The sequence below is a fragment of the Halorubrum sp. SD690R genome (assembly GCF_005435035.1).
In the GTDB taxonomy this organism is placed as follows: Archaea; Halobacteriota; Halobacteria; order Halobacteriales; family Haloferacaceae; genus Halorubrum; species Halorubrum ezzemoulense.
The window spans coordinates 42,386-63,490 of record NZ_SGTV01000002.1 but is presented as its reverse complement, the minus strand read 5'-3'; the positions used below and the strand labels follow the sequence as shown (position 1 = coordinate 63,490).

The window sequence follows — 21,105 nt, the reverse complement described above, 5'->3', positions numbered from 1 at the left end:
GCCCGTCGCTCACTCCTCGCGGCCGACGAACGTCCGGTACTTCAGGTCGTCCTCGCGGATCTCCTCGACGATCCGTTCGAGGATCACCTCTCGGGGACGGTGGAGCCCGGAGATGCGCTCCTCGACATCGGCGAAGCTCTCGAACGGCCCGCGCTTCCGCTCGTCGAGCAGGTCGTTCCGCAGCTTCTTGCCGATCCCCGGCAGCAGATTCAGCTGGTGGAGCCGGAGGGTGATCGGGCCCGCCTCGTTGTAGAAGTCGACGAACCGCTCCTCGTCGGCCTCGACGATCGCCTCGGCCGCGTACTCGATCTCCGCGGCCGCGTTCCGGGTGAGGCCGTCGAAGGAGACCTCTCGGTAGCGGCCGACGTTGGGCCCGTCCAGCCCGAGCCGGTCGCCGACGGAGACGTCCGCGTCGGCGGCGAGCATCAGCTCGTACAGCGCGAACGAGTCGTCGCCGAGCCCGTACGCCACCGGCGACTTGCGGGACTGCGGGCGGTCGTCGTCGGGACGCCCGTTCGGCAGCACGTCGAGGAGGACGGCGGTCGGTCCGTCCCCTCCGTCGCCGGCGGCGTCTTCGTCCGGCGTCTCCCCGGCGTCCGCGGCGGCGTCGCCGCCCGTTCGGTCGTCCTCCGGCGTCCCGTCGCCGTCGGCGTTGTCCATGTATCGTTTAACGCTCCGAGCGGTGAAAAAACCGCTGCCGGGGCCGCGGCGACGGCGGCCGCCGCCGGGCGGATTCAATAGCGTCGAGTGACACGTAATACCATGGCAGAACCGGAGCCGGCGGCGGTGATGCGACTCGTCGAGGCGTTCCCGGGGGCGACCGCCGGGGCGGGCGGAACGGATCGCGGCGGAGCGAGCGGAGCGGAGGACGCGGCACGGGTCGACGAGCTCCTCGACGGCGCGTACGGCGCGCTGACGCGGGACTGGTACCCCGAGCTCCGCCGTCGAGCCGCGGCGCACGCGGACGGCGACTGCCTCCGCGAGCGCGTGCTCGAACACGTCGAGGCGGTGCCGTCGTTCCGTCTCTCCGACGGGGCGACGCCCCTGACGGAGCGGCGAGAGGCGCTCGCGGAGGCGGCGGCGCTGCGCGACGAGGTCCGCGAGATAGCGGAGTGGTACGGCACGCTCCGGACGCGGCTGGAAGGGGACCGAGCGTCGCTGACGCGCGGCGAGCGGCTGCTCCACGACTTCGGATACGCGCTCGCGCACGTCCTGTTCCTCGGCGCGTCGTCGCCGAGCGCGGTCGTCCGGCGACTCCGGCTGGCGTACCGCTCCGTCGGCGTGCGGATCGACGAGACCGCGTCCGAGGCGGGCATCGAGGAGACGACGTTCACCTGCCCGTACCGGAGCGTCGCCGCCGGGACGTGCGGCGACCGGTGGGTCTGTCACGAGAAGCTGGACCGCGTCGACGACGGGTACGTGTCGTACCTGGCCGAGCGGGGGATCGCCTACCAGCGGCCGCGGGGCTGTACGGACTCGGAGCGGTGTCGCTCGACGGTCGCGCGCGACGGGCCGGCGCGGTGGTGGCCGAAGACCCCGCCGGCGGCCGTCGGCGTCGACTCGTGACCCGGGACCGTGACGGCGACTCCGTGGTGGCCGGCGATCCGGAAACGGATCCGCGTCGACTGCGTCGGATCCGCCGCGGCTACGACGCGTGGGCGCGGGTCTACGACTGGTTCGCGCGAGCTACGGCGTCCGTCGGCGGCGTCCGGGCCGCCTGCGTCCGCGCGCTCGACCTCGCCCCCGGCGACACGGTCGTCGAGTTCGGCTGCGGGCCGGGAGTGAACCTCCCCGCGCTCCGCGACGCGGTGGGGCCGAGCGGGCGCGTCGTCGGCGTCGACGTCTCGCCGCGGATGCTCGACCGCGCGGCCGGGCTCGTCGAGCGGCACGACTGGGGGAACGTCTCGCTCGTCGAGGGCGACGCCGAGCGCCCGCCCGTCGCGGCCGCCGACGGCGTCCTCGCGACGTTCGTCACGTCGCTGTTCGCCGACCCGTACCGGGTCGTGAGCCGCTGGTGCGACCTCGCGGACGCCGTCGTCGTCGCGGCGTTTGTCCCGGAGGGGAACGGAGCGGCGAACGCCGCGCTCCGGGCGTTCGTGGCGGTGAACGGTCGCCTCTTCGACGCGCGGGGCGACGACCCGCTCGGCAGGCTCGCGGAGCGCACCGCCGCCGCGCGTCGCGCGCTCGACGACGGCGCCGCGGTCCGGGAGCGCGATCAGCGGCTCTTCGGGACGATCGCCGTTGAGACCGGCCGGAACCGGTGACGCACGGGGGCCGACGACGCGGGGCGGGGGCGGCCGCGCGTGCTCACTCGGAGACCGGGACGGAGACGACCGTCGCGTCGGCGTTCCGGATGACGCGCTCGGTCGTGCTCCCGAGCAGGTCGCCGGCCGCCGCGTCGAGGCCGCGTTTGCCCATCACGACGGCGTCCGCGTCGACGGCGTCGGCGTACGCCGCGATCTCGTGGGCCGGGACGCCGGACTCGACCGCGGTCTCGCTGTCGATGCCGGCGTCCGCGACGGCCGTCGCGACCCGGTCGACCGCCGCTTCCAGCTCGTCGCGGCGCTCGGGGTCGTCGTCGTCGAACTTCTCCGGCTTGCCGGACCGGTCGTACATCGGGATCTCTTCGACGACGCCGAGGACGTGTACCGTCCCGTCGGCCGCCGTGACGTCGATCGCGTCGTCGACCGCGTCGAGGGCGGCGACGCCCTCGCCGGTCGGAACGAGGGTGGTCTGGTACATGCGGCTCGACATACGGGCGGAAATCTGAAAAAACGTGGCGACGGACCCCCACCGGGCCGGAAGAATCTCGCGGTCAGGCGTACTTCGCGACGACGTCGAGGATCTCGTCGAGCTCCTCGCCGTCGAGCGAGTAGCGCTCTTGGGCGAACACCGAGCGGAGCTCCGTGCGGTCCTCCGGGAGTAGGTCGGTGATTTTCACGGCGGTCGGCACGTCGACCTGGTCGAGGTCGGTCAGCTCCTCGACGAGCTCGCGGGACTCGTCGGCGTCGAGGTTCGCGAAGCGGTTGACGTGTTCGATCGCGCGGGCCAGCTCGTAGCGGAGATCGCGGTCCTCGTCGGCCGCGCGCTCGTCTTCGATCTCCACGAGGATCTCCTTCGCCTCGGAGGTGGTGACGTACTCCTCGTCGAGCTTCTCTTTGAAGATCGTCATCTCAGTTCTGCTGCGCCCGCATGTGAGCGGCGGTGACGATGAGCGTCTTCGTCTTGCCGCCGTCCGGAATCTCGACTTTGAACGCCGACCCCTGCTTGCCGATGACGGTGCCCGTCCGGCCGTCGAAGCGCGGGTGGAAGCGCCCCTTGGGGACGCTCGGGTCGATCTTGAGGTGGACCTGCGACCCCTCCTCGAACTCCTGGATCGCTCGCTGCGGCGGGGAGGTGCCGCGGTTGCGGGGCTTGTTCGAGAGCTTGTCGCGAGTCGCCTTCTGCGGCCCATTGGAACTCGGCATGGTCTTGGAACACCTTCCGCTGCCGCCGTTATAAATCGTGCGTTACGGCCCGCGGGGCGTGGAGGTCTCACACGCGCGGATCGGCGGTGCCCCTCACTTTCGCGTCGTGCGCGGCCGGGACGCACGCGCGCGACTACCCGACGTACCTCCCCCTTCCGAAAGGGCTAATCCCGAGAGTCCCTATCATGTTCGTAATGAGTCATCAGCTGCCGGACGTACAGGCCTCGGCCCCCGACGTCACCGTCGGGCTGTCGCAGGTCGGGGTCACCGGCGTGGAGAAGCTCGTGAAGCTGGCGCGCGGTGACAAGCGACCCATCGTCCTCATGGCGGAGTTCGAGGTGTTCGTCGACCTCCCGAGCGGCCGCAAGGGGATCGACATGTCGCGGAACCTCGCGACGGTCGACGAGATCCTCGAAGACATCACCCGCGAGGAGGCGTACCGCGTCGAGGACGTCTGCGGCGACGCCGCCGAGCGACTCCTCGAGAAACACGACTACACCACCACCGCCGAGGTGTCGATGACGGCGGAACTCGTCACCCGCGAGAACACGCCCGCCTCCGACATCGAGACGCAGAGTACGGCGACGATCGTCGCCAGCGCCGAGGCGACCGAGGACGGCACGCGCGAGGAGATCGGCGCCGAAGTGACGGGGATGACCGTCTGCCCCTGCTCGCAGGGGATGAGCGAGTCGCGGGCCCGCGACAAGCTCGCCGAACTCGGCATCGACGAGGAGACGACCGAGGAGTTCTTGGACGCCGTCCCGCAGCCGGGCCACTCCCAGCGCGGCCACGCGACCCTGACGATCACGACCGACGGCCACCCCGACGTCGACCTCCGCGACGTGATCGACGTCGCCCGGGACTCGATGAGCGCGCGCATCTACAACATGGCGAAGCGGCCCGACGAGGACCACATGACCTACGAGGCCCACGCCGACGCGAAGTTCGTCGAGGACTGCGTCCGCGCGCTCGCCGAGGGCACCGTCGAGGAGTTCCCGCACCTCTCGGACGACGCCGTGATCCGCATGAAACAGTCGAACGACGAGTCGATCCACCAGCACAACGCCCACGCCGAACGCGAGGTCAGACTAGGCGACCTGCGCGGCGAACTCGGCCGGTAAGCGTCTCGCACCGCGCGCCGCGTCCCGTCTCGGTGTCAGCTCACCCGAACGTCAGCGGCTCCGCCTCCGCCCACCGCGGCTCGAACTGCTCTTTCACGCTCGTCGCGAAGTCGATGTCCTTCACGTCGATCATCGCGAACGGCTCGTCCGCCGACAGGGGGTGTGGCACCTCGATGCACACCTCGATCTCGTCGAACACGTTGAACGTCCCGTCCACGTTCGGCGACGTCCGGACCTCGAACCCGTCCATGTCGGCGAGTTCGGAGGTGTACCGGCTGCCAACGCTCCGCGGGAGCTCGTCGACCGTCGCCGGCGACAGCAGCACCCGGATCTCCACGCCGCGTTCGAGCGCGGACTCCAGCTCGGCGGTGACGCGCTCGCCGATCGTGCCGAGGTCGAAGCCAGTCGCCGGCGCGCCCGCGACCACGACCACCCTGCGCTCCGCGGCGGCGATCCGCTCCAAGAGGAGGTCCGTCGCCTCCTCGGCGCCGACCGCCGCGGTCCAGAACTGGCCGTCGACCGGCTCGCCGGCGTCGAGCTCGGCGGAGAGGTCGTCGACCACCGACTCGTACTGCTCGGCCTGCGTCCGCAGCTCCTGTTTCTTCTCGTCAAGCAGGCGGTCCAGCGCGGCGTCGGGCTCGACCGCGACGTACTTCTTCGGTCGGCTGGCGGCCTGACTGCGGACGAGGCTGTGCTGCTCTAAGCTGTTGAGCACGTCGTATATCCGCCCCATCGGGACCTCGCTGGCCCGAGAGAGGTCCTTCGCCGTCGTCGGACCGGTCCGGAGGAGCGCGCGGTACGCCCGGGCCTCGTACTCTGAGAGCCCCAGGTCGCGGAGAGATGCCATACCCGGGGATGCCGCGGCACCCGTATAAACGCGTCGCCCGTTTACGATCCGGACCGACCGATCGGGCGTCCTCGCCGCCACCGGCGCGACGCGGCGATTTTTGCCCGGCGTATCGGCGCGACTTACGCTAGGACGTCGCCGACGCGACGCATCAACTCGTCGGGCGTTTCCGCCGGCTCGGAGGTCTCGTCGCCCGCGAGGACGACCGCGGTTCCTTCCGGCACCGTCCGCGGCGCGGGCGCGTCGGCCTCGTGTGCGTTCGGTGCGATCACCTTCTCGTGGTCGGCGACCCGCCACGCGGCGCGGTGGAGGTCGCTCCCGGGCTCGGTCCCGACCGCGATGACGGTCGTGCCGCGCCGGAGCCGGGCGGCGAGGCTCCCGTACGCGGCGACCTGAACGCTCAGGCGCTCGGTCGCGCCGGCGAACGCCTCGGCCGTCTCGCGGGCGACCTCGCGGTAGCGGTCCTCGCCGGTGAGCGCCGCGAGGTCGAGGAGCGCCGTCGCCATCTCGACGTTGGCGTCGAGCGGGCGGAACGACCGGTCGAGCAGTCCCGCCCCCGAGCGCGGCCCGTCGACGAACGACCCCTCGACGTGGAGCCGGTCGATCGCTCGGTCCGCGACCGCGCAGGCCACGTCGGCCCCCTCGCCGCGGACGCCGGCAGCGCGGACGTACGCCCCGACCACGCGGGCGGCGTCCTCCAACAGGTCGGACTCGCCGGCCTCGTCGCTGCCGCGGTAGTGGGTGACCGCGCCGCTGTCGGCGTCGATCAGGTCGCGTTCGAGGCCGTCGAGGATCCGGTCAGCGTACTCGCGGGCCCCCTCGTCGTCGGTGTAGGCGGCCACCGCGAGCAGCGCGTCCGCGGCGAGCGCGTTGCCGCCGGCGAACACGGTCAGGTCGCGGCGGGGGTCGTCGAGGTCCGCGCGGTCCTCGGCGGGGGCGGCGTAGTAGGCGCGGCCGAGCCCGGGACCGAGGCTGCCGCCGACGCCGTAGCCGGTCCAGAGGTCGTCGGTGAGGAAGTCCACGGCGTCGAGCGCTGGGTCGAGGTACGCCTCGTCGCCGGTGTAGAGGAAGGCGTTCGCGAACGCGCGGGTCACGGCGGCGTTCGTGTCGAGCGGCTTCTCGTAGGCGACGTCCCCCCAGTCGGACGTCCCCGCGTAGCGGAAGAATCCGCCGTCGACGTCGTCGGTGAGGTGGTCGCGGACCGCGTCGAGCGTCCGGAGCGCGCGGTTCCGGTCCCGCTTCAGCGCGAACTCGACGGTCCGCGGGAGCGGGAACTTCGCGTCTGTCCCCCAGCCGGCGTTCTCGGCGTCGTACTTCGCCTCTAGCTGCCCGGCGAGGTGGCTCTCTATCCCGTCGGTCACGTCGCCGCGGGGCGGCAGGTCGGCGTCGAGCGCCCGGGGGACGCGCCCCGCGTCGCGGCCCTTGTCGGTCCACATCTGTCGGACCGATTCGAGGACCTGCCGCATCCCGTCGACGTCGAGGTAGCCCGCGCCGGTCAGCAGTCTCCCCTCGGGCGTGAGGAAGGCGGTCGTCGGGAACCCGCCCATGTTGTAGCGCTCGCGCACCCGCGGGTGGCGGTCGACGTCGACGCGGAGGGGGACGAACCCCTCGTTGACGTTGGCGGCGATCCGCGGCTCCGCGTAGGTGATCGCGTCCATCTCGTGACAGCCCTCGCACCAGGTGGCCGACAGCGAGAGCAGCACCGGGCAGTCGCGCTCGTCGGCCTCGGCGAACGCCTCGGGGCCCCAGTCGCGCCACTCGACGCGGGTCTCGTCGCTCATACCCGCAGTCGGCCCGGGACGGGGGTAAGCGCTTCGAGAGCGGAACGGCGCGGCCCGAAAGCGCGCGGGAGCGGCCGGGAGGAGGGCCCGGAGATAGGAGAACGGCCCGGAGGAGGGCGGGAGGGCGCAGCGTCGGTGTCCACGCGACGCCTCGGCGGTCGGCGAGCGGTCGAGTCGGCGGCGGCGGTCTCAGCGCTTGTGGTCGTGACCGAGCGCGAGCGCGAGGGCGTTCGCGAACAGCAGGGCGACGAACAGCTGCCCGGTGCCGCCGTCGAGGCCCGCGTACAGGAGGGCGGGGTACGCGGCCGGGATGGCGATGGCCGCCCAGAAGGCGGCGGCTTTCACGGTGCCGGTCATCAGCCCGGCGAGCCGTTCGCCGGAGGCGATCTGCGTGGGAGCGGGGGTTGACATGGACACCTCTCCGTAGGAAGGGGGACCACATATAGCCCGACGAGGGTTCGACGAATTTCACCACGTTTCTCGGTCGGTTTGGACGTTTTAAAACCCGCTCAGAGATATTTTAACTGTTTATCGGCTCCGCTAATCCTTTGTTTCGAGATCTGTGCCGAACCGAGGGTTTCGGAGCGTCTGGGCCCGCGGAGCAGTCCGACCGCCGCGAGCCGCCGGTAGTCGACCCCGGTCGCGGTCCGGCGCGCGCCGAGCCGAGCGCCTGCCGCGGTACCAATCGCTTTGTCCGTCGGGGAGCGAGGACCGGTATGACCGAGACCGATCACCGCGACCGGCGCGGCGACTCGAACGGCCGGCGCGGCGGCACCGGAAGCGACCGAGAGCGACCCGCGGCGCGAACCGACGGCGGTCGCCCGGGCGTGGCGGTGGTGGCCTGCGGCGGCACTATCGCCTCGGAACCGGGCGAGGACGGTGCGGCGCCGGAGAAGACCGGCGACGACCTCGTGGCGGCGGTGCCGGCCGTGAGCGACCACGCGCGGGTGACGGCCAGAGAGGTCTGCTCGCGGCCGGGGTTCGACGTCCGGTGGCGCGACGTGCTCGCGACCGCGGCGGCGGCGCGCGAGGCGGTGGGCGAAGGCCCGGACCGGACGGGCGTGAGCGCGGACGAGGCTGCCGACGGCGTCGTCGTCACCCACGGGACGGACACCCTGGCGGACACCGCGTTCGCGCTGGACCTCCTCACGGACCTCGACGTGCCGGTCGTCGTCACCGGCGCGCAGCGCCGGCTCGACGAGCCCTCCAGCGACGTACCGGCGAACCTCGCGCTCGCGGTTCGGGCGGCCGCGGACAGCCGGTTCTCGCGCGGCGTCCACGTCGCGTTCGACGACGAACTCCACGCCGCCCGCGACGTCGTGAAGGGCCACAGCAACGCGCTGTCGACGATGACCTCGCCGGGCGCGGGTCCGGTCGCGACGTTCACCCGCGCCGCCTCGCGCGTCGTCCGCACCCCCGAGCGCGGCGTCTCGGTCGATCCCCTCGCAGACGCCGTCGAGGGTGCTGAGGGCGTGCCTGAGGTCCCGGTGATCCACTCGGGCACCGGCGTCGGTGCGGGCGCGCTCGAACGCGCGCTCGACGCGGGGGTCGGCGGGATCGTCGTCGAGGGGACCGGTCTCGGGAACGTCACCGGGGCGCTCGGAGAGGCGATCGGCGAAGCGGTCGAGTCCGTGCCGGTCGTCGTGGCCGGGCGCCCGCCCGCCGGGCCGACGGAGCCGGTGTACGGGACCGCCGGCGGCGCCGTCACGCTCGCCGACCACGGCGTCACGTTCGCCGGCGACCTCCCGGCCCCGAAGGCGCGCGTCGCGCTCGCGCTCGGCCTCGCCGCCGACCTCGACGCCGAGGGGGTCGAGGCGCTGTTCGCGCCGCCGGCGTAGGCCGGCCGGAACGCGTCCCGCGCTCCCGGACCGGCCGCGGACCGGTTGGTTAGACGCGCGTTTGCGTCTACAGGAGGGACTTACGTATCGACAGCGTACCGCGAGGTATGACTGGTCTCACGCGGCGAGCGGCCCTCCACGGCGTCGCCGTCGGAGGCGCCGGCGCGCTCGCGGGGTGTACCGAGGCGGGCGACCCGATCCCGGGCGGAAACGGAACGGACGGCGGCGACGGACGCGACGGCGACGGTAACGCGAGCGACGGCGGGGACGGCGGCGACGGGGTGACGACGGCGGTTCAGCAGGTCGGCGCGGCCCTCTCCGGGCCGGCGTGGAACCGGAACGAGCGACGCGGGTTCTGCGCGCTGATCACCGAGGAGCACGGCGAGGGCGCGGGGCTGTTCGACGACGCGCCCGAACGGGTCCGCGCGTTCGTCGAGGAGACCGACTTCGCGGCGTCGAGGCTCTGCTACGTCGAGTCCGTCGGGCCGGACACCTGTCACGACGAGATCGCGTTCGGCGGGGTCGCGGTCGAGGACGGGACCCTCGTCGCGAACGCGACGGTTCAGGGGCCGGGGGGCGACGATGTCACCTGCGGCGAGGCGATCACCTACTCGGCCGCGCTGCTCCGGGTCACGAGCGATCCCCTCCCCCGGGCGGCGCGGCTCTCGGTCACCGACGGCTGGGGCGAGACCGGGACGGTGCGCGACGCCGACGGAATCCGCGACCCGGAGGGGCTCGCCGGGGAGATCCGACCCGACCACGGGCCGTCGAACGTCCCCGCCTTGTTCGACTGCGACGCGGAGGGGGCCGAGCGTCACCCACAGCTCTACGAGGGCGGCGTCAACTGGGGCGGCGCGGGCGGGGTCGGCACCGGCGCCGGCGGCGACGGCCCGCTCGCGCTCCGCGTTGTGATCCCCGGCGACGACGCCCCCGGGTCCGATCCGCTCGCGATCGGCCGCGGGACTGCGTTCCGGATCGAACTGACGAACGTCTCCGGTCGCACGGCGTACGTCGGTAGTCGCGGGCAGTACAACCTGGAGATCCTGACCGAGGCGGGCTGGACCGAGCTCCGCGCGACGGAGGGCGACCCCGCCGTCGGCTACGACGACGTGGCGATCGGCGTCCCGCCCGGGGGGACGCTGACGTGGGAGTTCGAGATGAGCGAGTCCGGGCTCGTCGGGGACGGGCCGCAGGCGGACGCGTTCCGGGTCTGTCCGGACCTCGTTCCCGGCCGCTATCGGTTCGTCTTCTTCGGCGCCGACGGCCTCGCCGTCGCGTTCGACTACGAGGACTGACGCGGCGGCCCGGCGTCAAACCGCGGCGTCTCAGCCGCGGACCTCGATGAGGAGGTCCGTCTCGGGCGACTCGCCCATCCGGTCCCGCACGCGGTCCCACGAGAGGTCCGTGCGCGCGGTCACCGACTCGGTCGCGACCGCGCCGCAGGCGTTGCCGACCAGGATCGGGACCTGGTAGTCGCGCGGGTCGTGCGAGAACCCGTCGCCGGTGATCTCCGGCTCCCGCAGCGCGGCCGCGAGGAACCCGGCCGCGAAGGCGTCGCCGGCGCCGGTCGTGTCGACCGGGTCGACGTCGAACCCGGGGTGCGAGACGCTGCCGTGCGGCGTCCGCACCGTCGCGCCTTCGTCGCCGAGCTTGATCGCGACGACGCGGTCCTCCGGCTCCCACGGATCGACGTCCGTGGCCGCCGCGAGCGCGTCGGCCTCCCGGTCGTTCACGAAGAGCACGTCGCTCGCGTGGAGCGCGGCGTCGAACTCCCGGTCCGCGACGCGGCGCCCGGGGTCGAAGCTCCGGGTCGCACCCGCCTCGGCGGCCGCGGTCGCGAGCGCCGCGGCGGTCTCGGGCTGCTGGCCGGTGAGGTGGAGGTGGTCGGCGGCTGCGAGCGTGTCGCGGTCGAGCCCGGCCGCGGAGAACGACTCGTTCGCGCCGTCGTTCGCGAGCATGAGCAGCTCGCCACCGCCGTCGACGATGACGTACTTCACCGAGGTCGGCTCGGCGGCGTCGACGAGTACCTGGCCGGGATCGACGCCGGCGCTGGCGAGCTCGCGCAGCGCCAGCGCGCCCGACTCGTCACCGCCGACGCTGCCGTAGACGACCGACTGGCCGCCGAGGTCGACGAGCCCAACCGCGACGTTCGCGGCGCTACCGCCGCCGGACTGTTTGAGCCGGTCGATCCGCGTCTCGCCGTCGGGCTCGGGGAGGCGGTCGACGTGGATCGTCACGTCCCAGTTGATGTGGCCCGCCGAGACGACCTTCGGGACGCGGTCGGCGTCGTCGGGGTTCAGGTCGGGGTCGCGGTCGACCGACGGGTCGACCCCGTCGCCGGCGGGGGGCGCACCGCCGTCGGCGGCCTCGTTCCCCGCGCCGTCGTTCCCCGCGCCGTCGTCGGCTGCCCCGTCGGTCGCGGTGCCGCCGTCGCCGTCCCCTCGATCCTCGGAACCTTCGCCCTCCCACTCGTCGACCTCGCGGCCCCACGCCGCGACCGTCTCGTCCCAGTCGTCGACGCCCTCGCCGTCGCCAGGTTCGGACGCGATGTCGTCGTCGCCCGCGCCGTCGCGTCCGCTCATGGTTCCGCCCACGGCTCGGCCGCGCCCTCGCCGAACAGCTCCCGCATCAGCGTCACGATGCTCTCGGGCGGGAACTGCCCCTGCTCGGTGACGATCGCGTCCATGTACCGCGGCGGCGTCACGTCGAACGCTGGGTTCTCGACCGCGATCTCACCGATCTCCCCGCGGGTCTCGGCGTCGATGACCTCGCTCTCGTCCCGCATCTCGATCTCGACGGTGTGGCCCGTCAGCGTCTCCGGGTGGAGCTTGATCGTCTGTGCCGCGGTCATGATCGGGACGCCGCGTTCGCGGGCGTTGACCGCGAGCCCCGAGGTGCCGATCTTGTTGATGACGCCGCCGTCGGCGGCGATCGAGTCCGCGCCGACGACGACGTGGTCGACCTCGTCGAGGTACCGCCGCGCCGCGGAGTCGACGATGAGCGTGACGGGGACGCCCGCGTCGCGGAGCTGTTCGGCGGTGATGTGGCCCTGCTGGCGCGGGCGCGTCTCCTTGACGACCGCCGAGATCGACTTCCCCTGCTCGACGGCCGCCTCGATACACGCGAGCGCGTCGGTGGAGTGGCAGTGGGTCATCACCGTGTCGCCGTCGGCGAGGCGGTTCGCGCCGACCCGCCCGAGGTCCTCCTGCGCGCGGTCGAGCTGGCGGACGAACGCCTCGCTCGCGTCGGCGACGCTCAGGCGGAGTCGGTCGACCGAGTCGCCCTCCATCCGCTGGAGGACGTATCGGAGCGCGTTGGGCAGCGACACCGCGGTCGGGCGCGTCTCGCGGAGCGTGCGGGCCGCGGCGCGCATCGACGCGCGGAACGCCGCGGGGTCGCTCGCGGTCGCGTCCGCCGCGGCCGCCGCCTCCGCCTGCTCGGCGAGGGCCTCGGCGGCCGCGGAGGCGATGGTCGCCGCGCCGCGGATCTCCATCGTCGCGATCGACTCGGCGGTCTCGCGGACCGCCGGCGCCGGCTCCGTGTCTGTCATACCGATCCGGTAGCCGCCCGTGTATTTATAAAACCGGCCGACTGCCGGCGCCGCCGCCCCTACTCCGCGTCCGGCTGCTGGCCGTAGCTCTCGAACCGCTCCTCGACGGTCGCCATCTGCTCGTCGGTGAGGACGTGCGGCTCGCCGACCGCGGACGCGCGCAGGTAGAGCCGGCAGATGTCCTCGACGTGGCGGGTGTTCTCGACCGCCGTCTCCACGTCTGGGCCGGTGACGACGAGCCCGTGGTTCGCTAAGATTGCGGCGTCGGAGTCCGCCTCGGCCATCGCGGCGACGACGTTCGCGGCCAGCTCCTCGGTCCCGTACGGCGCGTAGTCGGCCAGCGGCACCTCACGGCCGACCGCGGCGATCATGTAGTGGACCGGCGGGAGCTTCCGGCCGAGCGTCGCCATCGTCGTCGCCCACGGCGAGTGGGTGTGGACGATCGCGCCCGGCCGGTCGTGCCCGTAGATGCCCGTGTGCATCGGCACTTCGCTCGACGGCGCCATGCGCCCGGCGAGCCGCTCACCGTCCAGCGACACCACGGGCACGTCCCCCGCGTCGAAGGAGTCGTAGGGGACGCCGGTGGGCGTGACCGCCACCGCGTCGCCGTCGCGGACGCTCAGGTTTCCGGTCCGGCCGGGCGTCAGATCGGCGAGCGCCGGCGCGTACTCGACGACCGCGTCGCGCGCCTCGCGCAGGAGGTCGGGGTTCGCTCCCGGCTCGGGGTCTCCCACGGCGTCATCGCGGGTCACGCCGCCACCTCCGTCAAGTCGGTGAGCGCGTCGAGCCGACGGTCGGGGCGCTGCCGCGCCGAGAGGTCCGCCTCGGCGGGCGCGTCGCCGTCGGCGACGAAGAGGGCGGTGTCGAGACCGACCGCGTTCGCGCCGGCGACGTCCGTCTCGGGGTTGTCGCCGACCGCCAGCGCCTCGCTCGGCCGGCGGTCCAGCTCGGCGAGCGCGGTCGTGAACGGGAGCGCGCTCGGCTTCTCGCGGCCGACCTCCTCGGAGGTGACGAGCAAGTCGATCCGGTCGTCGACCCCGAGCGCCGTGAGCTTGCGCACCTGGATCCGCGTCGTGAGGTTGGTCACGACCGCGACGTCGATCCCGGCCGCGTCGAGCGCGTCGAAGGCCGGTTCGACGCCGTCGCAGGGCGACATCTCCGCGAGGAATCCGTCCCAGTAGGCGTCGCCGGCCGCCAGCGCGGCCGCGACGTCCGGCTCGCCGGAGCGACGGTACAGCCCGCGCTTGAAGTAGACGTGCCGGTCGTGGCAGGCGGCGGTGGTTCGCGTCTCGCGTTTCGCCTCCCGTCGACCGGTCGCGTAGAGGTCGTCGAACGCCGCGCGGTCGAGCTCGTACCCGCGCTCGCGGAGGGCGTCGAGCGCGGCCCGCTTGCCCGCCTCGTTACAGGGGGCGTACGGGTACAGCGTGTTGTCGAGGTCGAAGAGGACCGCCTCGTAGCTCATGGGCGGACTCGACGCGGCACCGACTTAACTGTGATTCGACGCGGCGACACCGCGCGGTCGAGAAGCGGAGACCGCGCCTCACTGCTCGTTCATCGCCTCGCTGGCGATGTTGCGGCCGCGGGAGTTGAGCGCCACCTCGCGGCGGATCCGGACCTCCTCGACCACTTCGAGCTCGACCAGCCGCTCAAACGTCTCCTCGACGTCGTCGACGTCCATCCCGAGGAACGAGGGGATCTCGAACGGCGAGACGCCGGAGTACAGCGCCATCAGCACCTCGCGGTCGCGGCTAGAGAGGTCGACGTTCGTCGACGACCGCTCCTCGCCCTTCCGGAGCCACGACTCGACGAACCGCATCCGGCTCGGGTCGCCAGCGACGTGCGTCTCGATGCTCGTCCCCTCGTCGTCCGTGTGCGACACCTCGATGACGGGCTTTTTCTCGCCGTTCACCGTGCGCTTCGCGGCGTCGAGCCCGCTGATATCGTCGAGGTCGAACTTCACGAACGCGCCGCGCTCCAAGGCCGCGTTGAGCCCGTTCTCGTCGATCTTCACGCGGGCCTGCTCCCACTCGGTGTCCTGGACGACGCCCCCCTCGATCGCGGGGTGTTTCGCCATCACGGTCTTCTGGTCGAGCAGGGCGCGGTAGACGTCGCGCTCGAACGACTCGTGGTCGGAGGCGGCGACGAGCATGACCTGATCGCCTAAGTCGAAGCTCACGTAGTTGGAGACGCGCGCGACGGACTGGTTCGCGTCGTGGCGGCCGCCGAGCCGCTCCAGCTTCGACAGCGGAATCGTCCGCTTCCCGTCGTTGCCGGCCAGGATTAGCCGCCGGTTCGAGAGCAGGACGCGCCCGGGCGTCCACGAGACGTCGCTCACCTTCCGCCCCTCGCGGACCGCGACCGCGAACTTCGCCTGCGTGTCGGTGATCTTGTACTCGCCCTGGTCCTGCGCCATTTACGGACCCCCCGCGCGGAGCTTCGAGACGGCCGAGAACACGCGCTTCCTGACGGCCTGACTGTCGTCGTCCGCGTACTCTTCCAAGCGGTTGAGCGTCTCCTGTCCGCCGATCTGTCCGAGGACGAACACCGCCTTCGCGCGGGCGTCCTCCGGGTGTTCGGGGCTCAGCTTGTCGAGCAGACGGTCCTCGACGACCGGCCCGCCGAGGCTCTTGAGGCTCGTGGCCGCGAACTGCGCGGTCTGCGGGTCGTCGTCCGCGAGCGCGTCGGCGAGCGCCTCCACCGCCGTCGACGCGTCCGGGTCTGCCACCCGGCCGAGGATCCACGCCGCGTTCCGCCGCTGGCGGCTCTGCTGGCCGTCGGTGAGGATCTCGACGAGCGGCTCGACGACGGTCGCGTCGTCGGCCGCCTTCAGCTCCGAGACCACCTGGTCGCGGACCGCGTGGCTCTGTTGGGTGGGCACGTTCGAGAGCAGCTCGATCACCGAGTACACCGCCGCGTTGCGCACGACCGCGCTCTCGTCGCCGAGCGCCCGCGCGAGCGGCTCGACCGGTTCGGGCGTGCTCGCCTTCCCGAGGGCCCCGGCCGCGATCCGGCGGATCGACTCGTCGCCGTCGTCGAGCAGGTCCAACAGCGGCGACAGCGCCTCGTCGGTGCCGATCGTCCCCAGCGCGTTGGCCGCGGCGCGGCGCACGCGCGGGTCGTCGTCGTCCAGCCGCTCGCGGAGGCCGGGGACCGCTCGGGCGTCCGCGAAGGTCCCGCAGGCCTGCGCCGCGCGGAGCCGGACGCGGGCGTCCTCGTCGTCGAGCGCGCCGACGAGCGGCTGGACCCCGCTCGCGTCGTCGAGCCGCCCGAGCGCGTTCGCGGCCGCCATCCGGAGCTCCGGGCGGTCAGCCTTCAGCGCGCGGGCGAACTTCCGCGCGGTGACCCACTCGGCCTCGGCGTCGCCGCCGCCGCCCGTGAGCTCCTCAAGGAGCTGTTGGAGCGCTTCCTCGCCGATCGCGTCGAGCGCGTCGACCGCCGACCCGCGGACCTCTGGGTCGTCGTCCGTCGTCGCCGCGCGGAGCAGCCCGTCGACCGTCGCCTGATCGCTCTCCTCGCCGACTTCGCCGAGGAACTCCGCCGCCCGCCGCCTGACGGCCGCGCTGTCGCTGCCGAGCGCGTCCCGGAGGCGCTCCACGTTCCCGTCCCGGGCGTGCTGGTACAGCGACATCAGCGCCTCCCGAACACCCGTCGTCGCTTGTCGATCGGTTCGTAGCGGTCGGTGCGGTCCGGGGGGACGCTCTCCGTCATCCCCAACACTAAGACGCCGTCGTCCGCCAGCGACGCCTCCAGCGTGTCGAACAGGGCGGCCTTGTGGTCCACGTCGATGTAGATCAGCAGGTTCCGGCACAGCACCACGTCGAACGGGTCGCGGGCGCCGTCGCGGATCAGGTCGTGCGTCTCGAAGTCGACGAGGCGCTTGACCGCCGGGCGCACCTGAAACGTGTCCTCGTCGCGCTCGACGTACTTGTCGGGGTCGGAGAGCGGCTCCAGCTCCTCGGCGATGTCCGTTGTGCGCGTCGTGTGGTAGACGCCCTCGCGGGCGTTTTCGAGGTCTTCCTCGCTGATGTCGGAGCCGAGCACCTCGATCCGCGACTCGTCGATCTCCGGGTCGTCCCGGGCCAGCATCGCGACGGAGTACGGCTCCCGGCCGTCCGCCGAGGGCGCGGACCAGACGCGGACGCGCCGCTGGTCTGCGGTCCGCTCGCGGAGCACGTCCCGGAGCACGTCCCACATCTCCGGGTTTCGGAAGAACTCCGTCACGTTGATCGTGAGCGCGTCCATCAGCGCCTGCCGCTCGTCGGCGTCCTCGCGGAGGATCCGCTCGTACTCGGCGTGCGACTCCGTGTCGCGCCGCCGCATCCGCGCCGTGATCCGGCGGTCGAGGTACGACTCGTTGTAGTACCCCGGCTCGAACGGCACCGTGTCGTCGATCTGCCGGAGGACGCCTTCGAACGCCGTCTCGCCGTCGTCCGCCGACCCGCTCATAGGCTCACCACGTCGAGGACGGCCACGACGTCCCCGTCCCCGAGGACGGCCGTGCCGCTGAGGCCCGGCGTCCCCGAGAGCGGGCCGTCGAGGGGTTTGACGACCACTTCCTCCTGGTCTAGCACCGCGTCGCAGTGGAGCGCGACCTTGCGCGTCTCCTCGCGGATCCGGACGAGCATGCCGTCGTCGCTCGGGCCCTCGCCGGACCCGTCGGGCGCCGCGGGGTCGGCCGGGACGAACCCGTCGTCTCCCGGCTCGTCGGCCGCGACGCCGCCGTCGGCGGCTGGCGTCTCGGTCGGCCGTTCCGCCGCGGTCGGATCGATCTCGCCGAGACGTTCGTTCAGCCGGACGACGGGGTAGAGGTCGTCCTCGTGTCTGACGACCTCGTCGCCGTGGACCTCCTCGACGTCGTCGGCGCGGGCGACCTCCGCGATCGACTTGATCGGGATGCCGTACTCCGTGCCGCCCACGTCGACGAACATCACCTTCACGATGGCGACGGTGACCGGGAGCCGGAACCGGACCGTGCTCCCCTCGCCGGGCTCGCTCTCGATCGAGACGGAGCCGTCGAGGTCGCGCGCGGTCGTCCGGACCACGTCCATCCCGACCCCGCGGCCGGAGACGTCGGTGACCTCCTCCGCGGTCGAGAAGCCGGGGTGGAAGACGAGGTCGTACACCTCGTCGTCCTCCATCGCCTCGACCGCCTCGCGGCTCTTGACGTCCTCGTCGACCGCCTTCTCGCGGAGCTGGTCGGGGTCAAGCCCGCCGCCGTCGTCCGACACCTCGATGATCACGTGGTCGCGCTCGCGCTCCGCCGTGAGCGACACGTGGCCGGTCGGGTCCTTCCCGGCCGCTTCGCGCTCCTCGGGCGACTCGATCCCGTGGTCGACCGCGTTCCGCAGGACGTGGACGAGCGGGTCGCGCATCTCCGTGAGGATCGTGCGGTCCAGCTCGACGTCGTCGCCCTCGATCTCGAAGTCGATCCGCTTGTCGAGGTCCCGCGAGATGTCGCGGACGAGCCGCGGGAACGAGTCGGACACCTGCGAGAACGGGATGAGCCGCATGTCCATCGCCGTGTCTTGGAGGCTGGAGGCGAGCTTGTCGAGCTCGTCTAAGGCGTCCGACTCCGCGTCCGTCCCCTCGATCTCGCGGCGGAGCTTGATCCGGCTCGTCACCAGCTGCTCGACGAGCCCGTACAGCTCGTCGACCTGATCGACGTCAACGCGGATCGACTTGATCTCGTCGCCGGACTTGGAGTCGGTCCCGCCGGCGGACCCGGAGTCGTCCGACGGCGAACTGGAGTCGTCCGACGGCGAACTGGAGTCGTCAGCGGACGGCTCGGCTTCGCCGTCGTCGTCGGACTGGTCGGGCTCGTCGTCCGCGTCGGCCGCGGCCGGCTCCGCCGCGCCTTCGGCGTCGATCTCGCCCGAGTCAGCGTCGCCGGGGTCGGCGGGTTCGGGCCCGGCGTCGCCCGACTCGGCGGCTGACTGCTCGGGGGCCGCCGATTCGGCGTCCGGGTCGCTCGATTCGACCTCGGCGGCGTCGCCGCCGCCGACCGCGGCCGCCGTCACCGCCTCGACCTGCGTGAGCGCCCGGAGCCCCTCGGCGACGACCTCGGGGTCGGCGCCGCCGACGAAGGCGTCGAACCCCTCGTCGTACTCGCCGTCCTCCAGCGCCTCGGGCGCGGGATCGGTGACGTGCCCGTCGAACTGCTCGTCGAGGGCTTGGAGGACGAGCGCCGCGTCGACGCCCGGCATCTGGGCCTCGCCGATCGTCACGTCCGCGTACGCGACCGGGTCCGGGAGGTCGTCCGCGGCCGCCGGCGGCTCCGGCACCGAGATGTCGGGGGCCTCCCCGTCCGCGTCGGCTTCGGTTCCGCCATCATCGTCACCGCCGGCGTCGCCTTCATCGGCCGCGGCATCGCCGGCGCCGCCGGCCGAATCGCCGTCTCCGCCGGCGTCGCTCCCGCCGACGGTGCCGTGCTCCTCCATCTCGCGCAGGCGCGATTCGAGGTCGGAGGGGTCCGTCGACACCTCGCCGGTGTCGGCGATCTCGTCGACCATCGCCTCGACGGTGTCGACCCCCTCGAAGAGGAGGTCCATCAGCTCGGGCGTCACCTCGCGCTCGCCCTGTCGGACCGCGTCGAGCAGGTCTTCGAGGGCGTGCCCGAAGTCGGAGACGCCCTCGTACCCCATCGCCGCGGCGTTGCCCTTCAGGGTGTGAGCGACGCGGAACACGTCGTCCATCGCCTCGGCGTCCTCGGGGTCCGCTTCGAGCGCGAGCAGGGCGTTGTTGAGGTCGGTGATCCCGTCTTCGGCCTCGGCGACGAACGCGGCGCGGTGGGAGTCCATCAGGCCTCACCCCCCACGATCGCGCCGGCGACGTCGTCGAGGTCGCACACCGCGTCGACGCCGCCCGTCTCGACGGCGCGCTTCGGCATGCCGTAGATGACGCAGGTGTCCTCGCTCTGCGCTAGCGTGTACGCCCCGGCGTCGGCCATCGCGCGGATCCCCTCGGCCGCGTCCGAGCCCATGCCGGTCAGCACGACGCCGACGAGCGGGTCGTCGATCACCTCGGCCGCGGAGCGCATCGTCACGTCCGCCGCGGGGGTGACAGTGTGGGAGTCGTCGTCTTCGTCGAGCTTCACCCGGAGCCGCCCCGACCGGTAGCTGTCGATGCGTGTGTGGCTTCCGCCGCGGGCGACGAGCGCCTCGCCGGCGCCGATCCGGGCGCCGTCGCTCGCCTCCCGCACGTCGTACGCTGAGGCCTCGTCGAGCCGGTTCGCGAACCGCGAGGTGAACGCCTCGGGCATGTGCTGGACGATCACCACGCGGCAGTCCGCCATCGGCAGCGCCGACAGCACGCGCTCGACTGCGTTCGGGCCGCCGGTCGAGGCCGCGATCACGACCGTCAGCGGGCCGTCGACGTCCGCGGCGTCCGCCTCCGACGCGGCGTCCGGCGAGCGCGACGCCGCGGCGCTCGGGTCGTCACGCTCGCGGGTCGCGGCGTCGAGGTCGGCGTCCGCAACCGAGCGCACCGCCTCGACGAGCCGGTCCGACTCCCGCGAGACGCCGGTGGACACCTCGCCGCCCGGCTTCGCGAAGAAGTCGACCGCGCCCCGGTCGAGCGCCTCGAAGGTGACCTCTGCCCCCTCGTCCGTGTGCGCGGACAGCATCAACACCGGCGTCGGCGTCTCCTCCATCAGGCGCTCGACGGCTTCGAGCCCGCCCATTCCGGGCATCTCGACGTCCATCGTCACGACGTCGGGGCGCGTCTCGGCCACCACCGAGAGCGCCTCCTCTCCGTCCCCCGCCTCGCCGACGACCGCGACCCCGGCGTCGCTCAAGAGGTCGCTTATCAATCCCCGCATGAACGGAGAATCGTCGACGACCACCACCCGCGGCGACCCGTCCCGACCGCCGCGCCGATCCGTCGTCCTGCTCATACTCCACAGCGCGCCCAGAATCAGCATAAATCCACGGACCCAGTAATCACCCCTGATAATTCAGGGAACACGGTTATTTGTCGGTTCACCGCAGGTACGGGCATGGCAGCCACAGAGGCGGACGCCGAACCGACCAAGGTGCTGGAGTTCGGCCTGGGCGACGGGACGTACTGTCTGGACATCGGCGTCATCGACGAGATCGTCGACGCCGGCGAGCTCACGCGGATCCCCAACTCGCCGGACCACGTCGAGGGCGTCATGGACCTCCGCGGCCGGACGACGACGATCGTCGACCCGAAGACGCTGTTCGACATCGACGAGGCCGGTCCGCGAGAGCGGATCGTCGTCTTCGACGACGACGAGATCGACGAGGGCGGCACGGTCGGCTGGATGGTCGATGAGGTGTTCCAGGTTCGCGACGTCTCGCCCGAGGACGTCGATCAGAGCACTACCGTCGAGGACGAGGGCGTCCGCGGTATCGTCAAGTCGGACGACCGGTTTGTCGTGTGGGTCTCGCCGGACGTCGACGAGGCCATCGCAGGCGACCTCGACGACGTCGAGGCCGCGGAAGCGTAGCCGAGAGGGCGGAGCGAGCGCCGGGCGACCGCGT

At 72.4% G+C, this 21,105-nt stretch carries 22 protein-coding genes; 6 read left to right on the top strand and 16 right to left on the bottom strand.

Annotated features, from left to right (window positions below):
• Positions 1-9: 9 nt before the first annotated feature.
• Positions 10-660: a DUF655 domain-containing protein gene (locus tag EXE41_RS01700; protein ID WP_086215641.1), complete on the bottom strand. Its 651-nt coding sequence runs from the start codon at positions 658-660 to the stop codon at positions 10-12.
• A 102-nt stretch (positions 661-762) separates the two neighbouring features.
• On the opposite strand from EXE41_RS01700, the gene EXE41_RS01695 reads away from it, so the two are divergent.
• Together EXE41_RS01695 and EXE41_RS01690 are read left to right on the top strand one after the other, a co-directional pair.
• Positions 763-1,566 carry a hypothetical protein gene (locus EXE41_RS01695; RefSeq protein ID WP_137690142.1) on the top strand — a complete coding sequence of 268 codons (804 nt, stop codon included), beginning with the start codon at positions 763-765 and terminating at the stop codon, positions 1,564-1,566.
• Entirely contained in the window at positions 1,524-2,264 is a 741-nt protein-coding gene (locus EXE41_RS01690; RefSeq protein WP_049930684.1) for a class I SAM-dependent methyltransferase, read from the top strand. Before EXE41_RS01695 ends, EXE41_RS01690 begins: the two co-directional genes overlap by 43 nt.
• A 43-nt stretch (positions 2,265-2,307) precedes the next feature.
• Here EXE41_RS01690 and EXE41_RS01685 read toward each other — a convergent pair whose 3' ends face one another.
• The 3 genes from EXE41_RS01685 to EXE41_RS01675 all read right to left on the bottom strand — a co-directional run bounded on the left by EXE41_RS01685 (position 2,308) and on the right by EXE41_RS01675 (position 3,467).
• Positions 2,308-2,742, bottom strand: coding sequence for a universal stress protein (locus tag EXE41_RS01685; RefSeq protein ID WP_049930422.1), 435 nt, complete (start codon positions 2,740-2,742; stop codon positions 2,308-2,310).
• Positions 2,743-2,815: 73 nt separating this feature from the next.
• Positions 2,816-3,172: an RNA polymerase Rpb4 family protein gene (locus EXE41_RS01680; protein WP_086216979.1), complete on the bottom strand. Its 357-nt coding sequence runs from the start codon at positions 3,170-3,172 to the stop codon at positions 2,816-2,818.
• Between the two features lies 1 nt (position 3,173).
• A complete protein-coding gene (locus EXE41_RS01675; RefSeq protein ID WP_049930420.1) occupies positions 3,174-3,467 on the bottom strand; it encodes a 50S ribosomal protein L21e in 294 nt (97 codons plus the stop codon).
• A gap of 194 nt (positions 3,468-3,661) precedes the next feature.
• On the opposite strand from EXE41_RS01675, the gene mptA reads away from it, so the two are divergent.
• Positions 3,662-4,588, top strand: coding sequence for a GTP cyclohydrolase MptA (gene mptA, locus EXE41_RS01670; RefSeq protein ID WP_049930419.1), 927 nt, complete (start codon positions 3,662-3,664; stop codon positions 4,586-4,588).
• Positions 4,589-4,628: 40 nt separating this feature from the next.
• On the opposite strand, the gene EXE41_RS01665 is transcribed toward mptA, so the two are convergent.
• The 3 genes from EXE41_RS01665 to EXE41_RS01655 form a co-directional block, all read right to left on the bottom strand.
• Positions 4,629-5,435, bottom strand: a complete 807-nt coding sequence (locus tag EXE41_RS01665; RefSeq protein ID WP_049930418.1) for a TrmB family transcriptional regulator — start codon at positions 5,433-5,435, stop codon at positions 4,629-4,631.
• Between the two features lie 122 nt (positions 5,436-5,557).
• A complete protein-coding gene (locus EXE41_RS01660) occupies positions 5,558-7,216 on the bottom strand; it encodes a DUF255 domain-containing protein (RefSeq protein ID WP_137690141.1) in 1,659 nt (552 codons plus the stop codon).
• A 189-nt stretch (positions 7,217-7,405) separates the two neighbouring features.
• Positions 7,406-7,627: a hypothetical protein gene (locus tag EXE41_RS01655; RefSeq protein ID WP_049930415.1), complete on the bottom strand. Its 222-nt coding sequence runs from the start codon at positions 7,625-7,627 to the stop codon at positions 7,406-7,408.
• 305 nt (positions 7,628-7,932) lie between these two features.
• Here EXE41_RS01655 and EXE41_RS01650 point away from each other — a divergent pair, with 305 nt between their 5' ends.
• Complete coding sequence (locus EXE41_RS01650) at positions 7,933-9,054, top strand: asparaginase (protein WP_137690140.1); 1,122 nt, start codon at positions 7,933-7,935, stop codon at positions 9,052-9,054.
• A 107-nt stretch (positions 9,055-9,161) separates the two neighbouring features.
• Entirely contained in the window at positions 9,162-10,349 is a 1,188-nt protein-coding gene (locus tag EXE41_RS01645) for a hypothetical protein (protein WP_137690139.1), read from the top strand.
• Positions 10,350-10,379: 30 nt separating this feature from the next.
• On the opposite strand, the gene EXE41_RS01640 is transcribed toward EXE41_RS01645, so the two are convergent.
• The 9 genes from EXE41_RS01640 to cheB all read right to left on the bottom strand — a co-directional run bounded on the left by EXE41_RS01640 (position 10,380) and on the right by cheB (position 20,495).
• Complete coding sequence (locus EXE41_RS01640; protein WP_137690138.1) at positions 10,380-11,636, bottom strand: carbohydrate kinase family protein; 1,257 nt, start codon at positions 11,634-11,636, stop codon at positions 10,380-10,382.
• The gene (locus tag EXE41_RS01635) at positions 11,633-12,604 is read right to left on the bottom strand and encodes a ribose 1,5-bisphosphate isomerase (protein ID WP_086215819.1); all 972 of its coding nucleotides are present in this window, start codon (positions 12,602-12,604) and stop codon (positions 11,633-11,635) included. The genes EXE41_RS01640 and EXE41_RS01635 overlap by 4 nt, the downstream gene beginning before the upstream one ends.
• A gap of 59 nt (positions 12,605-12,663) precedes the next feature.
• Positions 12,664-13,356: a class II aldolase/adducin family protein gene (locus EXE41_RS01630; RefSeq protein ID WP_049930405.1), complete on the bottom strand. Its 693-nt coding sequence runs from the start codon at positions 13,354-13,356 to the stop codon at positions 12,664-12,666.
• Positions 13,353-14,066, bottom strand: coding sequence for an HAD family hydrolase (locus tag EXE41_RS01625; RefSeq protein ID WP_086215820.1), 714 nt, complete (start codon positions 14,064-14,066; stop codon positions 13,353-13,355). The genes EXE41_RS01630 and EXE41_RS01625 overlap by 4 nt, the downstream gene beginning before the upstream one ends.
• Positions 14,067-14,144: 78 nt before the next feature.
• On the bottom strand, positions 14,145-15,017 hold the full coding sequence (locus EXE41_RS01620) for a CheF family chemotaxis protein (protein WP_049930402.1): 873 nt from the start codon (positions 15,015-15,017) through the stop codon (positions 14,145-14,147).
• Positions 15,018-16,232 (bottom strand): HEAT repeat domain-containing protein, encoded by a 1,215-nt coding sequence (locus EXE41_RS01615; RefSeq protein WP_137690137.1) that lies wholly within the window; start codon positions 16,230-16,232, stop codon positions 15,018-15,020.
• Positions 16,232-17,050, bottom strand: coding sequence for a protein-glutamate O-methyltransferase CheR (locus EXE41_RS01610; RefSeq protein WP_137690136.1), 819 nt, complete (start codon positions 17,048-17,050; stop codon positions 16,232-16,234). The genes EXE41_RS01615 and EXE41_RS01610 overlap by 1 nt, the downstream gene beginning before the upstream one ends.
• On the bottom strand, positions 17,047-19,401 hold the full coding sequence (locus EXE41_RS01605) for a chemotaxis protein CheA (protein ID WP_094494528.1): 2,355 nt from the start codon (positions 19,399-19,401) through the stop codon (positions 17,047-17,049). Before EXE41_RS01605 ends, EXE41_RS01610 begins: the two co-directional genes overlap by 4 nt.
• Positions 19,401-20,495 carry a chemotaxis-specific protein-glutamate methyltransferase CheB gene (gene cheB, locus EXE41_RS01600; protein WP_199240848.1) on the bottom strand — a complete coding sequence of 365 codons (1,095 nt, stop codon included), beginning with the start codon at positions 20,493-20,495 and terminating at the stop codon, positions 19,401-19,403. The genes EXE41_RS01605 and cheB overlap by 1 nt, the downstream gene beginning before the upstream one ends.
• Positions 20,496-20,597: 102 nt before the next feature.
• Between cheB and EXE41_RS01595 the strand changes: the two genes are divergently transcribed.
• The gene (locus EXE41_RS01595; RefSeq protein WP_049930396.1) at positions 20,598-21,071 is read left to right on the top strand and encodes a chemotaxis protein CheW; all 474 of its coding nucleotides are present in this window, start codon (positions 20,598-20,600) and stop codon (positions 21,069-21,071) included.
• The last annotated feature ends 34 nt before the right edge of the window (positions 21,072-21,105 follow it).

Bases quoted from the DNA above. Each gene is read 5' to 3' on its own strand.
- EXE41_RS01700 (WP_086215641.1), bottom strand. From the start codon at position 660: ATGGACAACGCCGACGGCGACGGGACGCCGGAGGACGACCGAACGGGC.
- EXE41_RS01695 (WP_137690142.1), top strand. From the start codon at position 763: ATGGCAGAACCGGAGCCGGCGGCGGTGATGCGACTCGTCGAGGCGTTC.
- EXE41_RS01685 (WP_049930422.1), bottom strand. From the start codon at position 2,742: ATGTACCAGACCACCCTCGTTCCGACCGGCGAGGGCGTCGCCGCCCTC.
- EXE41_RS01680 (WP_086216979.1), bottom strand. From the start codon at position 3,172: ATGACGATCTTCAAAGAGAAGCTCGACGAGGAGTACGTCACCACCTCC.
- EXE41_RS01675 (WP_049930420.1), bottom strand. From the start codon at position 3,467: ATGCCGAGTTCCAATGGGCCGCAGAAGGCGACTCGCGACAAGCTCTCG.
- mptA (WP_049930419.1), top strand. From the start codon at position 3,662: ATGAGTCATCAGCTGCCGGACGTACAGGCCTCGGCCCCCGACGTCACC.
- EXE41_RS01665 (WP_049930418.1), bottom strand. From the start codon at position 5,435: ATGGCATCTCTCCGCGACCTGGGGCTCTCAGAGTACGAGGCCCGGGCG.
- EXE41_RS01660 (WP_137690141.1), bottom strand. From the start codon at position 7,216: ATGAGCGACGAGACCCGCGTCGAGTGGCGCGACTGGGGCCCCGAGGCG.
- EXE41_RS01655 (WP_049930415.1), bottom strand. From the start codon at position 7,627: ATGTCAACCCCCGCTCCCACGCAGATCGCCTCCGGCGAACGGCTCGCC.
- EXE41_RS01650 (WP_137690140.1), top strand. From the start codon at position 7,933: ATGACCGAGACCGATCACCGCGACCGGCGCGGCGACTCGAACGGCCGG.
- EXE41_RS01645 (WP_137690139.1), top strand. From the start codon at position 9,162: ATGACTGGTCTCACGCGGCGAGCGGCCCTCCACGGCGTCGCCGTCGGA.
- EXE41_RS01640 (WP_137690138.1), bottom strand. From the start codon at position 11,636: ATGAGCGGACGCGACGGCGCGGGCGACGACGACATCGCGTCCGAACCT.
- EXE41_RS01635 (WP_086215819.1), bottom strand. From the start codon at position 12,604: ATGACAGACACGGAGCCGGCGCCGGCGGTCCGCGAGACCGCCGAGTCG.
- EXE41_RS01625 (WP_086215820.1), bottom strand. From the start codon at position 14,066: ATGAGCTACGAGGCGGTCCTCTTCGACCTCGACAACACGCTGTACCCG.
- EXE41_RS01620 (WP_049930402.1), bottom strand. From the start codon at position 15,017: ATGGCGCAGGACCAGGGCGAGTACAAGATCACCGACACGCAGGCGAAG.
- EXE41_RS01615 (WP_137690137.1), bottom strand. From the start codon at position 16,232: ATGTCGCTGTACCAGCACGCCCGGGACGGGAACGTGGAGCGCCTCCGG.
- EXE41_RS01610 (WP_137690136.1), bottom strand. From the start codon at position 17,050: ATGAGCGGGTCGGCGGACGACGGCGAGACGGCGTTCGAAGGCGTCCTC.
- EXE41_RS01605 (WP_094494528.1), bottom strand. From the start codon at position 19,401: ATGGACTCCCACCGCGCCGCGTTCGTCGCCGAGGCCGAAGACGGGATC.
- cheB (WP_199240848.1), bottom strand. From the start codon at position 20,495: ATGAGCAGGACGACGGATCGGCGCGGCGGTCGGGACGGGTCGCCGCGG.
- EXE41_RS01595 (WP_049930396.1), top strand. From the start codon at position 20,598: ATGGCAGCCACAGAGGCGGACGCCGAACCGACCAAGGTGCTGGAGTTC.